This window comes from Pseudoalteromonas sp. SR41-1 (assembly GCF_014164015.1).
GTDB classification, from domain to species: Bacteria; Pseudomonadota; Gammaproteobacteria; order Enterobacterales; family Alteromonadaceae; genus Pseudoalteromonas; species Pseudoalteromonas distincta.
In genome coordinates this window covers 199,958-215,605 of the sequence record NZ_JACJEK010000006.1, presented here as the reverse complement: position 1 = coordinate 215,605, position 15,648 = coordinate 199,958, and the positions used below count along the sequence as shown (strand labels likewise).

Sequence of the window (15,648 nt, the reverse complement as noted above, 5' to 3'; positions counted from 1 at the left end):
TATTTATTATGTCCTGTAGGACATTTAGTTAATTTATAATTTCTATTGTTACGTTTTGTAATGCACTTTTTAATACTAGGTTACTTGGTGCAGGTAGTTGACTAAACCAATATAAAACATTGCTCTAAATAGTCCTTTTCTATTGTTGAAAGCGCGCCTTCTAATACGTACTTAAATGTTTTTAACTGCGTTAATTACCACTCTCAGTTAATCAAAAAATAAAACTATATTTTTTGTTTTTACAAGCCATTTTTTAAACTTCTTCAATTTTTTCTAATCCTTTTTTAAATACTGGCTAATGTAATTTTAAGTAAATATATGTTTACAAAATGTAAAATAGAGGTTTTGATTACTTGTCACTAAATCAGTAACTCACTGTAATAGAATAGTTTAAATTTTAAACTAATACTTTACGTGTAAATTAAATGTTTAATTTTAAATCTTCAATTTGTAACATATGCTTGATCCTTAATCGGGTACAGATGGTTCCGGTTAATACAATTCCACTACAAACTAAATATTTTAACGGAGCGTAAACGTGAATTTATCAAAAATCACATTAGCAACTTTTGCTGCTTTAACTTTTGTTCAAGCAACAGATGCAGTAGCTGCGAATAAGAAATACCTAAATCAACAACAGGCTATAAATACTATGGTGCAATCAAACTCTGCATCAATATTATCTACAAGTCCTCAAGAATTGATTGGGTTGAGTGTAAGGAACGAATTAGTTGTATTAAAAGAGTTTACAAGCAATAACGGGGAGGTGACTCGCCGGTATCAACAAACCTACCAGGGGTTACCCGTGATAGGGGATACACTAAGCTTAACATTTAAAAACGGCATGCTAAAAAAAGCGCACGGCGCGGCAGTGTATGACATTGAAGGTGATATAAGCGATGTTAGTGCTAAATTATCAGCTAAACAGGCGATGCTCCAAAGCCAAAATGTGGGTATTGCAGCAAAAACAATTGGCTTAAAAAAACATAATGAAAAATCAAGATTGGCTATTTGGGTCGATCAGCAAAGGAAAGCGCACTTGGTTTATGAGGTGTCGTATGTCACCTATGGTAAATCGCCTTCTAGACCCTATCAGATTATTGATGCTAACTCTGGCGAAGTGCTACTTAGCTTTGACAATCTTCAGCATGCAGATGCTACAGGTCCAGGTGGAAATTTAAAAACAGGAAAATACATATATGGTACTGACTTTGATAGTTTAGATGTTACCCAGTCAGGCAATAACTGTACGATGAACAACACAAACGTGCGCACCATAAACCTCAACGGTGGTACTAGTGGTACGTCTGCATATTCTTTTACTTGTCCTGAAAATACATTTAAAGAAATAAATGGTGCTTATTCTCCTCTCAATGATGCGCATTATTTTGGAAATGTAATTTTTAATATGTATAACGATTGGATCGGTACGCCACCACTTACGTTTCAATTAAAAATGCGAGTTCACTACAGTAGTAACTATGAAAATGCATTTTGGGATGGCAGCGCCATGACCTTTGGTGATGGCCAAAATACGTTTTATCCGCTTGTTAGTCTAGACGTGTCTGCTCATGAGGTAAGCCATGGATTTACTGAACAAAACTCTGGCTTAGTGTACAGCGGAAAATCAGGCGGTTTAAATGAAGCCTTTTCTGATATGGCGGGTGAAGCGGCCGAATTTTATATGAAAGGCACTAATGATTGGCTTGTCGGCCAAGACATATTTAAAGGCAATGGTGCGCTTCGCTACATGAATAATCCAACGCAAGATGGTAATTCAATAGATAACCAATCAAGTTATTATTCTGGGATGGATGTGCACCATAGCTCTGGTGTATTTAATAAAGCTTTTTATAATTTGGCTACCACACCCGGTTGGGATACAAAAAAAGCATTTATTGTAATGACTAGAGCTAATCAGCTTTATTGGAGCGCAAGTACAAATTGGGATTTAGCCGGTAATGGCGTAATGGATGCAGCTTGTGATTTAAACTATGACCCAAGTGATGTACAAGCAGCGCTAAGTGCTGTGGGAGTAAACTCTAATTTAAGTTCAGGTAGCACGTGTAGCTCAACACCTCCTCCAACTAACGATGAAGCTTTAACTAATGGCGTAACTCGTACTGGTATAAGTGGCTCAGCTAAAGAGCAGTTGTTTTTTACGCTAGAGGTTCCTGCTGGAGCAAGTAATTTAGTGTTTAATACAAATGGTGGATCAGGCGATGCAGATTTATACGTACGATTTGGAAGCAAACCGACACTTAGCACTTATGATTGCAACAGTACAACTTCTACAAGTACTGAAAGCTGCTCTATAGGTAGTGCTCAAGCGGGTAAATACTACGTTATGGTAGAGGCATGGAATGCTATTTCAGGCGTTTCATTAACAGGTAGTTATGACGGGTCTACTGGCGGAGGTGTTTCGCCAATTAACCGTACAGAAAGCAATGTGAGTGTTGCTTCAGGTGGTTGGACACGCTTTACGCAAAATTTAGATGAAGGGTATTCTTCACTCGATATTTCAATGGCCGGTGGTTCTGGTGATGCTGATTTATATGTAAATTTTGGTTCAGAATCTAGTACTAGCTCTTATGAGTGCCGCCCATATAAAAATGGAAACGTTGAAACGTGTACGATAGAAAATCCTCAAGCAGGTACATGGTATATAGACTTACAAGGTTATAGCGCGGCAAGCGGTATAACATTAAGTATTTCAGCCAATTAAGTTAATTTCTAGGGAGCATTCGCTCCCTTTTTTATTTTTCAAAACTCCCTCGTCTCAAATGCATTACTCGACTTAAAAGGTATCAATTAATGAAACACGCGATAAAAATTATGCTATTTAGTGCTAGTACTTTATTACTTACCCAACCCTCATACGCACAAGATACTGAAAGTGTTTGGGTAACGATAGATCCCGTTGCAGCCAAACATTATAAACAGGTTCAAAACTCGCTTAAACCAAATGATGAATTATTGAGTATACAAGATACAACATTACAAACAGTGAATTTGTTAAAAATAAGGCCTGCAAATATTGCTCATTTAAGTGAGTTTATGCATGATAATTATCATCGCTGTGGAGGGTTTGTTGCTCATGATTCGTTAATCGAGGCTAATGAATACACTCAGCAGTTAGCTGCCGTTCAAAATCAAAATCTAAGTGCGTTAGCTGCTACATATAGCATTAACAATCCGCAAACAACTCAGCAATTAATAAATAGTATTAGTCCAAATAATTTGACGAACACAGTTAATTCGATGAGTAGCTTTTATAATCGCTATTACACGGCTCAGACTGGGGTAGATGCCTCACAATGGCTAAAAGATTACTGGCAACAGTTAGCAGCTACACGTAATGATATAAACGTTGATTACTTTACTCATAGCTGGGCGCAGTCGTCGGTCATTGTTACTATTGCAGGAGATGAAGAGGCTGATGAAATTGTCATTATTGGTGGGCATTTAGACTCAATTAATCAATCAAATCCAAGCAACGGTCGCTCACCAGGGGCTGATGATAATGCATCGGGGATTGCTGTATTATCTGAAGTGTTAAGATCGATTGTTGAAAATGATTATAAACCGCAAAAAACAATTCATATAATGGCTTTTGCTGCAGAGGAAGTTGGTTTAAGAGGTTCAAAAGATATTGCTTCATCTTATAAATCACAAGGAAAAAATGTGATCGGCATGGTGCAATTTGATATGACTGGAAACAATGGCAGTAGCGAAGATATTGTAATGATGACTGATTACACTACAAATGCTCAAAACCAATTTTTAGGTCAGTTAATTGATACCTACTTATCTAGCATTACCTATGGTTTTGACCAATGTGGGTATGGGTGTTCTGATCATGCATCATGGTATCAACAAGGCTTTGCAGCATCAATGCCATTTGAATCTAGGATGGCTGATATTAATCCGTTAATTCATACACAGAATGACGCTAATTTTGATGCTGACCACGCTAGTAAATTTGCAAAACTTGCTGTGAGTTATTTAGCTGAAATGGCAAAAAATGCTGGTGATATAGTGCCACCAGCTAATAATGAGTTACAAAATGGTGTTGCAGTTTCTGGCCTTGCAGGTGATGCGAAAGCGCAGCTTATCCATACGCTACAGGTACCTAATAATGCAAGTAACTTAAACTTTACTACCTCAGGGGGCAGTGGTGATGCAGACCTATATGTTAAATTTAATACAGCGCCTACATTAGAAAATTTTGATTGTAAAAGTACAACATCATCGAGCAATGAACGTTGTGATATTGCGAGTGCCCAAAACGGTATTTATTACGTTATGGTAGAAGCATGGAACGCTATTGCTAATGTTTCTCTTATTGCCAATTATAATGAAACAACAGCGATTGAACCTATTAATCGAACAGAAACTGATATTAGTGTTGCTACGGGAGATTGGGGGCGGTTTACACAAGACTTAGAAGCAGGGTATTCCTCTTTAAATATAACTATGGCTGGTGGCTCAGGCGATGCCGATTTATATGTGAATTTTGCCAGTCAATCAACTGAATCTGTATATCAATGTCGACCGTATAAAAATGGTAATGCTGAAACGTGTAGTATTACCAACCCACAAGCGGGCAAGTGGTATATTGACTTAAAGGGGTACAGCGCAGCTAGTGGAATAACCTTAACTATAAATGCGCAATAATAACTAATGGGAGCTCTGCTCCCTTATTTATATACTCAAACCGATTACTTAATTACTTGCCCTTGATGTTTAGCTTACGTAAAATCCCGCTATTATTTATTGTAAAGTGATTGGTATTATCAAACAGCTGTTTAGTGCAACCGGGCCTTTAGCGTTATCTTTAGATGGGTATACGCCTCGCCAACCACAAATTGATATGGCAGTAGCTGTTGCGGATGCATTAAAAAACAGTTCGCAATTAGTTGTTGAAGCAGGCACGGGTACGGGTAAAACATTTGCATATTTAGCCCCTGCACTTAAGTCAAAAGGGCGCACGATAATATCAACAGGTTCTAAAGCTCTACAAGAGCAGCTTTATCACCGCGATTTACCGCAACTAGTTAAAGCTTTAAGTGCTTCAAAAAAAACCGCCTTATTAAAAGGGCGCGCCAATTACCTATGCACCTACCGACTTAATCAACATGTTGCACATGTACCTACTGACGACTCCGACGTAATGCATCAACTAGCTATGGTAGCTAAGTTTGCAAGCGAAACACAATCGGGCGATTTGGCCGATTGTATAGGTATAGAAGATGATGCCAAAGTACTGCCTTATGTAAATTCAACAGCCGATAATTGTTTAGGTAAAGAGTGTCCAGATTTTCAAAGCTGTTATATACGCAAAGCACGTTTAACTGCGGCCGATGCCGATGTGGTTGTTATTAATCACCATTTGTTTTTTGCTGATATGGCTGTAAAAGAAAGTGGCTTTGCTGAACTTATGCCAAAAGCAGATGCTTACATATTTGATGAAGCCCATCAGTTAAGCGAAATTGCTAGTGATTACTTTGGTGAAAGTGTAAGCACTAAAAAGTTGGTAGATTTAATTAATGATTTACGTGCTATTTATAGAGCTGAAATTCCCGATATGCTGCAACTTGGTAAAAGCTTAAACAAGCTTGAGACAAGCGTTGCTGATTTACGATTACAATTTGGTGTTGATGGCAGTCGTGGCGATTGGCGAGAAAAACTAAGCGATAAACAAATTTGCGCGGCGCTCCATCGTGTGATCAGTGATTTAGATTTTGTTTACCAAGTACTTAAACTTTGCCTAGATAGAAGCGACAAAATTGAGCATCCATTTGAACGTGTACTTGCGTTTAAAGGGCAGTTAGAGCGGGTTTTTGATACAGCCCAAACCGGCTTTAGTTATTGGTATGAAACAACGCGCCGTTATTTAACAATTAATATAACGCCATTGAATGTATCAGCTAAGTTTGCTCAAATGATGCAAGACACGGGCGCAGGATTTGTATTCACTTCTGCCACACTTTCGGTTGATAACAAACTAGAGCATTTTAATGCAAGCCTAGGTTTAAAGCCAAAACAAAGCATGATGGTAGATAGCCCATTTGACTACCCTAATCAGGCGCTGCTGTGTTTACCTCGCTACTTACCCGAATCGCATGCTGATAATATGCCACATGCAATTGTAAAACTAACGCTTGAGCTTATAAAATCAGCACAAGGGCGTTGTTTTGTGTTATTTACTAGCTATCGAATGATGCACTTAGTGGCCGAAGGGCTAACTACACAAATAGACTACCCAGTTTATATGCAAGGGCAAATGTCTAAGCGTATAATTTTAGAGAAATTTACTCGCCATGGTAATGCGGTGTTACTCGGCACGGCTTCTTTTTGGGAAGGCGTTGATGTACGCGGCAGTACATTAAGTTGTGTTATTATAGACAAATTGCCATTTGCAGCCCCTGACGATCCATTGCTACAAGCTAAAATGCAAGATTGCCAAATGCAGGGAAAAGACCCTTTTTCTCACATACAATTACCGCAGGCTGTTATTGCGCTAAAGCAAGGTGTAGGGCGTTTAATTCGAGATAGTAAAGACAAAGGCGTACTTGTAATATGCGATAATCGCTTAGTGACACGCCAATATGGCCAAGTATTTTTAAAAAGCTTACCACCTATGCGCCGCACGCGAAGCTTAGAAGATGCCAATACATTTTTAAAACAAATTAATTAGAGTACTAAAATGATCAAAAGTAATATCCTTGCCCTTGATGCTTCAACTGAAGCACTTTCAATTGTTTTACATTACCAGGGCCAAACGTTTCATCATTTTGAAGAGTGTCCGCAGCAGCATAGCCAAAAAATACTTCCACTTGTGGATGAACTTTTAACTAAAGCAAACTGTAAATTAAAAGATTTAGACGTAATTGGTTTTGGCCAGGGGCCAGGTAGTTTCACCGGTGTACGTATTAGTGTTGCTATAGCGCAAGGTTTAGCGTATTCAACTAATTTGCCGCTTGTTGGTGTGTCTACACTGGCTACTATGGCTCAACAAACGTTTGAACAAAACGGCAGCCTGAGTGTTTATCCAAGTATAGATGCGCGTATGGGGGAGATATACTTTGCACATTACCAAGCGCAAAATAATCTAATGCTTTTAGTTAACCAAGAATGCGTTATAAAACCTGATTTACTAAACAATAAGTATATAACAACCACTGAGCCATCTGTAGCAGTGGGCACAGGTTTTAAAACCTATCCTGATGCGCTTAATGACTTTGAAAACGTGACAATTAATACTGATATTACATTGCCTGATGCACGTTATATGTTAGCGCATGTTGAAGCCGCGTTTTTAGCGGGTGACGTTGTAAAAGCGAGTGACGCTCAACCTAAATATGTGCGCGATACGGTAACGTGGAAAAAGCTACCAGGACGTGAGTAATCATATTATTTGCAAATTGGTTGTTTTTAAATCATAATTTTATGCAATATTAAGGTTGGAGACGCGTAATGACGCTGCCTATTGGTTCAGGTTTTTTTACCGGAGATATTCCGGGTAGGGTTAGCTCTACTAAAGTTGTTACTAATAAACCACAGAGTTTATTAGACCGACCGGCTGCTCAAAAAACGAATCCCGATTATGTAAAAAGCAGTGTCGAGGGTGTTGAACTGGCTAATCAGCTGTTTAAAAGTAGTGCTAAAAGTAATGAATACAGCCAAACAATTTACGACCAACCGACAGCTCAAGTAAGCAAAGCGATTTCTACTTATACTGAATTTGCTAATTTAGAACGCAGAGCAGAAGTACAAAATTTAATAGGCGTTGATATATACGCTTAAAGCTTAATTGAGCGTTTTAGATAAATACAGCTATAAAATTTAATAAAAAGCCCGAACATGTGTTCGGGCTTTTTGTGTTCAAAACGAGGTGAAATTTACTGCTCAATAAAGCCAATCAGCTTATCTGCAATATCAGTATTATTTTGTGAGCCGATAAATTGCTCACTGCCTTTGCCATAGGCAAATACTTGAACGTCTACAGCGGTGTGTCCGCCAGTTGTCCAGCCAGTAAAGCTTGCATCACTAATAATACTTTTAACAGCTAAATTAAGCGCTTTTTCGCCCATTTTTTTAGCTTGCTCAAGTTTGATTTGGTTTTCAGTTGTAAATTCAATATTGGTGTTAGCAGTCCATACTGGTTTTAAGTCTTTAGACTCCATAAGTTTGTCTGTTAACTTACTAGCCGTTGCCTTAACACCTTTAATTACGTCTGTTTCCCATTTAAATTGGCCGTGCGAACCAATAGTTAAGCCGCCCGTTGAGTGATCGGCTGTAACTACAAGTATAGTGTCTTTATTTTTATCAACGTACGCTTTTGCTTTTTCGATTGATTTAGCAAAGTCGTCCATTTCAGCCATCGCACACGCTATATCGTTAGAGTGACCACACCAATCAATTTGGCTGCCCTCAATCATCACAAAAAAGCCTTCTTCATTCTGGTTATCTAGTAAACCAAGCGCTTTAGATGTTAACTGAGTAAGGCGAGTTGGGTTAATATCAAGGGCAAATGGCAAGCCTTTGCTTGCATACAAACCTATGGCAGGTATTTGTGTAATTTGTCCCAGATTATTAATATCGTCACCGTATTGGTAACCTGCCGCTTTAAATTCTTCAACTAAATTACGGTCGTCACGAATAAAATATTTAGTACCGCCACCTAGCATTAAATCAACAGGTAATTTACCAGCAATCTTATTATCAATATAATCGTTGGCAATATCATCGTAGTTGTAACGAGATTCATTGTGAGCTGTAAAGCTAGCAGGTGTTGCATGGTTTATTTGTGAAGTTGCTACAAGCGCTGTTGTCATACCGCGCTCTTTTGCCATTTCAAGCATGGTTTTAACTGGCTTTTTATCTGTATCTACAGCAACTGCACCATTATAACTTTTATGGCCGCTACTAAGCGCTGTAGCACCTGCTGCGCTGTCTGTCACATAAGTATGGTCATCAGGGTAGGTACGAGCCATACCCTTTAAAATAGTGTCAAAAACCGTGCCTTCTACTTCTTTTGTTGCAGGGTCATCTTTAAAATAGCGATAAGCCGTGGTGTAAGCCGGACCCATGCCGTCACCAATCATATAAATTACATTTTTAGGTGCTGATTCTGCGTAAGCACCAGAAGCGGTGCATAAAAGTGCCAATAAGCTGATCTGTTTTTTCATGGTTGTACCTTATGAGTGTACCTTATTTAATAGCCGCTGATATTGTATACAGATAGGATGATAAATAAATGAATATCTGAGATATTTATAATTTATACTTTGATTTTATATACATAAAATTATAGTTAACGCTGTTAGTTCTATTTATTTAAATTATACTAGTTATAAGTTAAGTATATACAATGCCGCCACTTTTAAATTGTTCAAAATACATACAGAGTAAGCTTATTAAAAACGGTTAGTTTGTTGTTTTTAGTTTAAGTTATTAATAATGTTATGTTTAATTATTATGCTTTGCTTCTTTTTTCATCACGAAGATAATTAAATCGTGAATTTGGCACCATTTTCTAAGTTAGTGGTCTGACAACTTGTATGCTATAAATAATGATGCTCTAAATTAATAAAGGACTTACCGTGCAGCCATTTAATATTGAAACCAATAATTTAAATATCCATGGCTTAAAAGTAGGTTCAGGGAACGAAATAGTAATAGCATTGCATGGGTGGTTAGACAACTGCCATAGCTTTATGCCAATGTTAAACAACGTTAACCCAAAGCATACGTGGTACTGTATTGACTTTGTCGGGCACGGTTTATCATCTTGGCGAAGTGATGATGCACACTATTATTTTGTTGATTATATTGATGATGTGTACCAACTTATAAATGCCCTTGGTGTTAAAAAAGTACATTTAGTTGGGCATTCGATGGGAGCCATGGTTGCAGGACTTTTTGCTAGCTGCTTTAGCGATTATGTAGAGTCTGTTACCTTTATTGAGGGAATTGGTTGCGTTACAACCCCTAGTGAAGGTGTGTGTGAACAGTTACAAAGTGCAGTACTAAATAGAGCGCGTTTAAAAAATAAAAAGTCGAGAATTTATAAGTCGAAAGAACTTATTTATGAAGCTCGTGCTCAAACAACCGATTTGAATAGCGAGCTTATTAAGCTCTTAATGCAACGAAATATTAAACAGGTTTCAGATGGTTTTGCGCTAACAACAGATCCAAAGCTCAAAAATCACTCAGGTTTTAGGTTTGATGAAGCGCAATGTATTGGTGCAATAAAAGATTTAATTGCACCATGTCAATTAATTTTAGGTAACGAAGGTTATTCGTTTGTAAAACAAAATTTGGCAAAGTATATTAGTTATTACAATAGCTTGAAGGTCATTAATGTAGATGGTGGGCATCATTGCCACATGCAAAGCAGTGAACACTGTTTTGAGCATATTCAAGACTTTATGCTGCAAAATGGTGCATGTTAATTGTAAGTTTACGTAAAATGTGGGATTATTCCTCCATTAGAGTATTTGCTCAATTGTTAAAGCGCCTTACTTAGATTAAGGTTAATAAAAATATAATTATAAACAGGGGCTAAGAGTGGAAAAAATCTGGCTTAAGCGCTACCCAGAGGGTATGCCTGAAACAATCGATCCTGAGCATTACAACTCGTTACTCGAAGTGTTCGAAAAAAGTTTTACTGACTACACCGATTTACCTGCATTTACTAATATGGGTAAAACGCTGTCTTATAGCGAAATAGATACAGCAACAAAAAAAGTTGCTTCCTACATTCAAAATGATTTAGGTCTTAAAAAAGGCGACAAAGTTGCCGTAATGATGCCTAATTTACTACAAACACCAGTAACCATTTTAGGTATTTTACGTGCAGGTTGTGTGGTTGTAAATGTTAACCCACTTTACACTGTGCGTGAATTAGAGCATCAGCTAAAGGATTCTGACACTACCGCTATTTTCATTTTAGCAAACTTTGCTGACACACTTGAAAAGTCGCTTGCACACACTGATGTTAAACACATTGTAGTAACGCAAGTAGGCGACATGGTTGGTGGGTTTAAAAAGCTCATAGTTAACTTTGTTGTGAAGCACATTAAAAAAATGGTGCCAAAGTTCAACTTACCAAACACAATTAACTTTTCAGACGTTTTAGCTGCAGACGAAACTAAATATACACGTCCTGAAATGAGCTTGTCAGATCTTGCTTTTTTACAGTACACCGGTGGTACAACAGGTGTATCAAAAGGGGCAATGCTGAGCCATGGCAATATGGTTGGTAACCTTGAGCAAGTTTCAGGCTGTTTAGACAAAGTGTTAAATCGTGGTACAGAAGTTGTTGTTACCGCTTTACCGCTTTATCATATATTTGCTTTAACAGCTAACTGCCTGACGTTTATGAAGTACGGTGGTTTAAATATATTAATCACAAATCCACGAGATATGCCTGGGTTCGTTAAAGAGCTGGGTCAGCATAAATTCACTGCTATTACTGGTGTTAATACGTTATTTAATGGTTTATTAAACACACCAGGTTTTGCTGAGCTTGATTTCAGTCATTTAAAAATGTCACTTGGTGGCGGTATGGCCGTGCAACGTCCTGTTGCTGAAAAATGGCAAAAAGTGACTGGCTCAAAATTAATGGAAGGCTATGGCCTTACAGAATGTTCTCCATTAGTAACTATTAGTCCTTATGATTTAGAAGCATATAATGGCTCTATTGGTTTGCCTGCGCCTAATACTGAGATTAAGCTAATACTTGATAACGGTGAAGAAGCCGCTAAAGGTGAACCAGGTGAAATGTGTGTGAAAGGCCCGCAGGTTATGGTGGGCTATTACAAGCGACCAGATGCAACAGCTGAATGTTTAAAAGATGGCTGGTTTGCAACAGGTGATATTGCAACTTATGACGATGAAGGTTTCTTCTTTATTGTAGATCGCAAAAAAGACATGATCATTGTATCTGGCTTTAATGTTTTCCCTAATGAGATAGAAGAGGTAGTGGCTATGCACGAAGGTGTGCTTGAAGTTGCTGCTATTGGTATTCCTCACGATGTAAGTGGCGAACAAGTTAAAGTTTTTGTTGTTAAAAAAGACCCTTCTTTAACTGAAAAAGATATAATAAGTCACTGTCGTGATAATTTAACTAATTACAAGGTCCCAAAACTGGTAGAGTTTAGGGATGAGTTACCTAAAACTAACGTAGGTAAAATACTCCGAAGAGCCTTGAAAGATTAGCAACCTATAAAAAAGCCGACATATGTCGGCTTTTTTATTGTAGGAGATTAAGTGCAATACCAATTGATCGAAACCCAAAATCAACTGAACACTTTTGTTGAACAAATAAAAAATAAGCCTATTTTAGCTATTGATACTGAGTTTATGCGTCGTCGCACTTTGTATCCAGAAGTTGCACTTATCCAAGTTTTTGATGGTGAGCATTTAGCGCTTATCGATCCGTTAGCTGAGCTCTCATTATTCGATTTTTGGGAAATACTAAAAGATCCTAGTGTTTTAAAAGTACTGCATTCTCCTTCAGAAGATATTGAGGTTTTTCAAAAATACGCAGGCTTTGTTCCATCCCCACTTTTTGATACACAATTTGCGTTGCAGTTACTTGGGGAAGGTAACTGTATGGGCTTTGCCCTTATGGTAAAAGAGTTGCAAGGTATTGAAATAGATAAAAGTGAGTCACGCACTAACTGGCTGCAACGTCCGTTAACTAAAAAACAGTTAGATTATGCTGCTGCAGATACTTTTTACTTATTGCCGTGTTTCGAGCTGATTATAGAGCGTATTAATGCCGCTGGGTTCTTTGACATTGTAATAAACGAGAGTGAGCTGATAGCTAAAAAACGTGCGTTTCAAACACCAGACGAGCTTTTATATAAAAATATTAAAAATGCATGGCAACTCAAACCGCACGAACTTGCGGTTTTAAAAGAACTTGCTGTATGGCGCAGAAACAAAGCCATTAAGAAAAATTTAGCGCTAAATTTTGTGTTAAAAGAACATAACATGACTGAAATTGCCAAACGTGGTCCTTCAAGTTTAAATGCTCTACGTCAAATTCCAGGAGTTGAAGCTATTGAAGTTAATCGCTCTGGTGTAGATATAATCAAGTGTATTGAAGTTGCCAAAGCAGTACCAGATGCTGAGCATCCTGAAGTACTTAAGCGCTTAATTGATTTTCCTACTTATAAAAAAGTAGCCAAAGATATTAAACAAAAGATCACTAAAGTCGCTAAAGAGCACAACATACCAGAAGACGTTATGGCCTCTAAAAAGCAAATTAATCAATTGATTAGTTGGAATTGGAAGTTAACGTCAAAACAAAAAGAAAGCCATATTAAGCCTGATTTATTAAGCTCTTGGCGATATACCTACGTTAAAGACGCTCTAAAAGAGTGGGATACTTAAGACTAGATATTTTTTTTACTGTGTAATACTTATACCAAACCGCAATAATACTTAATCATTTTGCGGCGCTAAACGTGTCGTTACCTGTGTTAAAAAAATCTCATTTAGAACAACTAAATAGTGATTTTTTTGCCTAGCTATCAACACGTTTTTCCATCCTCAAAATAGATCACTTAATTAAGCGAATTGGTATTATCTATAATTTTTGTGTTACATAGTAGAAAAGTTTTAGTTGCATGCAAGGGATTAAAACGTAGATATTTAGAAAGTTATTAAAAAGTAAATGAAAATAAAGAGGGCGCTTATAAAGCGCCCTTTCTTCAATTACTTCTTTTCTTCATCAGGTAGTGTAACGTTTAGCTCAAGTACGGCTAAATCGTCTTCGTTTTGATCAAACTGAACCTGAACTGCATCGGTACTTACGTTCACGTATTTACGGATCACATCTAAAATATCTTGTTTTAATTGTGGTAAGTAATCCGGCGTTCCTCGCTGAGAACGCTCGTGCGCGACAATGATCTGCAATCGCTCTTTTGCTAGTGACGCACTGTTTTTCTTTTCTGAGCGGAAGTAGTCAAGTAAAGACACGTTAACCTCCAAAAATCCGTTTAAATAAGCCTTTTTTCTCAACGTCTAAGAAGCGAAAATCGACGGTTTCACCTAGTAAGCGGTTAATTGCATCAGAATAAGCTTGGCCTGCATCAGATTCTGTATCCAATATAACAGGTTGGCCTGAGTTTGAAGCACTTAATACCGCTTGCGATTCAGGAATAACCCCTAATAATGGGATTGACAGAATATCTTGCACATCTTCTACCGATAGCATTTCACCTTTTTCAACACGACCAGGGTTATAGCGTGTTAATAGTAAGTGTTCTTTAATATTTTCTAGGCCTTCTTCAGCACGTTTTGATTTGCTGTGTAAAATACCTAAAATACGATCTGAATCTCGAACTGACGACACCTCTGGGTTTGTTGTAACAATTGCTTCATCAGCAAAGTACATCGCCATCATAGCGCCAGCTTCAATACCTGCTGGTGAATCACATACTATGTAATCAAAGTCTTCTTTTAGTTCATTTAGTACGCGTTCAACACCTTCACGTGTTAAAGCATCTTTATCACGAGTTTGTGAAGCAGGTAGTAAAAATAATTTATCTACACGTTTATCTTTAATAAGCGCTTGGTTAAGGTTTGCCTCACCATTAATTACATTTACAAAGTCATAAACAACGCGGCGTTCACAACCCATAATTAAATCTAAGTTACGTAAACCAATATCAAAGTCGATAATAACTGTTTTATAGCCTTTTAACGCTAAGCCTGTGCCAATTGCAGCACTTGATGTTGTTTTACCAACACCGCCTTTACCTGAGGTAACGACAATTACTTTTGCCATGAGATTTATCCTTTAACCAAAGCTGAAATTTCTAATGATTCGTCTTTTTGTTGTATTTGCACTGCATTTCCCCAATGTTCACCTTGTAGCGAATCACTGATCCAGTAATTACCATCTATTGAAACCAGCTCGGCTTCAAGTTTTTGGCAAAAAATGTGTGCTTCTTTAAAACCTTTTGCGCCTGCAATAGCGCGACCGCGTAGCGTGCCATAAATATGCACATTCCCATCGGCAATGACTTCCGCACCATGACTAACTGCGCCAAGTACTATCAAATCTCTATCTTTTGCATAAACTTGTTGTCCAGAGCGAACTGTACCGCTGATAATTTGCGCTGGTAAATGCACCGTTTTTTCTACAATCGATGTATTGGGCTCTTGTTTAACAGGTTCGCTCTTAACGTCTTGTGAATAATTTAAAACAGATAAGCCAGCAGCCTTTGCTTGAGTATGTTGCTCATCTGAGCCATTACACACACCAACTGGATTAAAACTCATTCGCTCGATTAATGATTTTAAGTGAACAAAATCAAGTGAACTGTTTTTAATTTCAATTAAATTAACGACAATAGGCGCACCCTCAAAAAACTTAGGGGCCTGGGCTATTTTTACATACAGTTGTTCTGCTAAAAGGTTTATATCAGTACTATAAAGATGCAAAACTGATAACGTAAAAAGATTCCCTTTTAACTCAAAAATTTGGTCCGACATACACGCTCAATTGATTTGTCTGATTAGAAATTAATTTTAGATAAACGTAGGCTGAATAGGGCCTTTATTGAAATTTCTAATCTAATTTTTCTAACTTATTATTACTCTCATGTTATAGTGTGCGGCATT

At 37.6% G+C, this 15,648-nt stretch carries 12 protein-coding genes; 8 read left to right on the top strand and 4 right to left on the bottom strand.

Going from position 1 to position 15,648, the window contains the following annotated elements:
• Positions 1 to 538 precede the first annotated feature (538 nt).
• The 5 genes from H5118_RS07170 (at position 539) to H5118_RS07150 (ending at position 7,809) form a co-directional block, all read left to right on the top strand.
• A complete protein-coding gene (locus H5118_RS07170; RefSeq protein ID WP_182748325.1) occupies positions 539 to 2,725 on the top strand; it encodes a M4 family metallopeptidase in 2,187 nt (728 codons plus the stop codon).
• Positions 2,726 to 2,814: 89 nt separating this feature from the next.
• Positions 2,815 to 4,677 (top strand): M28 family metallopeptidase, encoded by a 1,863-nt coding sequence (locus H5118_RS07165; RefSeq protein WP_182748323.1) that lies wholly within the window; start codon positions 2,815 to 2,817, stop codon positions 4,675 to 4,677.
• Positions 4,678 to 4,783: 106 nt separating this feature from the next.
• Positions 4,784 to 6,700, top strand: a complete 1,917-nt coding sequence (locus H5118_RS07160; protein ID WP_182748322.1) for an ATP-dependent DNA helicase — start codon at positions 4,784 to 4,786, stop codon at positions 6,698 to 6,700.
• 9 nt (positions 6,701 to 6,709) lie between these two features.
• Complete coding sequence (gene tsaB, locus H5118_RS07155; RefSeq protein WP_182681955.1) at positions 6,710 to 7,411, top strand: tRNA (adenosine(37)-N6)-threonylcarbamoyltransferase complex dimerization subunit type 1 TsaB; 702 nt, start codon at positions 6,710 to 6,712, stop codon at positions 7,409 to 7,411.
• Between the two features lie 68 nt (positions 7,412 to 7,479).
• Positions 7,480 to 7,809 carry a hypothetical protein gene (locus H5118_RS07150; RefSeq protein ID WP_182748320.1) on the top strand — a complete coding sequence of 110 codons (330 nt, stop codon included), beginning with the start codon at positions 7,480 to 7,482 and terminating at the stop codon, positions 7,807 to 7,809.
• A gap of 95 nt (positions 7,810 to 7,904) precedes the next feature.
• Here H5118_RS07150 and H5118_RS07145 read toward each other — a convergent pair whose 3' ends face one another.
• Positions 7,905 to 9,194 carry an alkaline phosphatase gene (locus tag H5118_RS07145; protein ID WP_182748318.1) on the bottom strand — a complete coding sequence of 430 codons (1,290 nt, stop codon included), beginning with the start codon at positions 9,192 to 9,194 and terminating at the stop codon, positions 7,905 to 7,907.
• Positions 9,195 to 9,608: 414 nt separating this feature from the next.
• Between H5118_RS07145 and H5118_RS07140 the strand changes: the two genes are divergently transcribed.
• The 3 genes from H5118_RS07140 (at position 9,609) to rnd (ending at position 13,410) form a co-directional block, all read left to right on the top strand.
• A complete protein-coding gene (locus H5118_RS07140) occupies positions 9,609 to 10,460 on the top strand; it encodes an alpha/beta hydrolase (protein WP_024598149.1) in 852 nt (283 codons plus the stop codon).
• A gap of 115 nt (positions 10,461 to 10,575) precedes the next feature.
• On the top strand, positions 10,576 to 12,228 hold the full coding sequence (gene fadD, locus H5118_RS07135; RefSeq protein WP_182748316.1) for a long-chain-fatty-acid--CoA ligase FadD: 1,653 nt from the start codon (positions 10,576 to 10,578) through the stop codon (positions 12,226 to 12,228).
• Positions 12,229 to 12,279: 51 nt separating this feature from the next.
• The gene (rnd, locus tag H5118_RS07130; RefSeq protein WP_182748315.1) at positions 12,280 to 13,410 is read left to right on the top strand and encodes a ribonuclease D; all 1,131 of its coding nucleotides are present in this window, start codon (positions 12,280 to 12,282) and stop codon (positions 13,408 to 13,410) included.
• A gap of 324 nt (positions 13,411 to 13,734) precedes the next feature.
• Here the strand turns inward: rnd and minE are convergent, their stop codons facing one another.
• Genes minE through minC form a run of 3 tightly spaced genes read right to left on the bottom strand, consistent with a single transcriptional unit; the run spans position 13,735 to position 15,519 of the window.
• Positions 13,735 to 13,998, bottom strand: coding sequence for a cell division topological specificity factor MinE (minE, locus tag H5118_RS07125; RefSeq protein WP_004334706.1), 264 nt, complete (start codon positions 13,996 to 13,998; stop codon positions 13,735 to 13,737).
• Position 13,999: 1 nt separating this feature from the next.
• Positions 14,000 to 14,809 (bottom strand): septum site-determining protein MinD, encoded by an 810-nt coding sequence (gene minD / locus H5118_RS07120; protein ID WP_004334708.1) that lies wholly within the window; start codon positions 14,807 to 14,809, stop codon positions 14,000 to 14,002.
• A 5-nt stretch (positions 14,810 to 14,814) separates the two neighbouring features.
• Positions 14,815 to 15,519: a septum site-determining protein MinC gene (minC, locus tag H5118_RS07115; protein WP_182748313.1), complete on the bottom strand. Its 705-nt coding sequence runs from the start codon at positions 15,517 to 15,519 to the stop codon at positions 14,815 to 14,817.
• Positions 15,520 to 15,648: the final 129 nt, after the last annotated feature.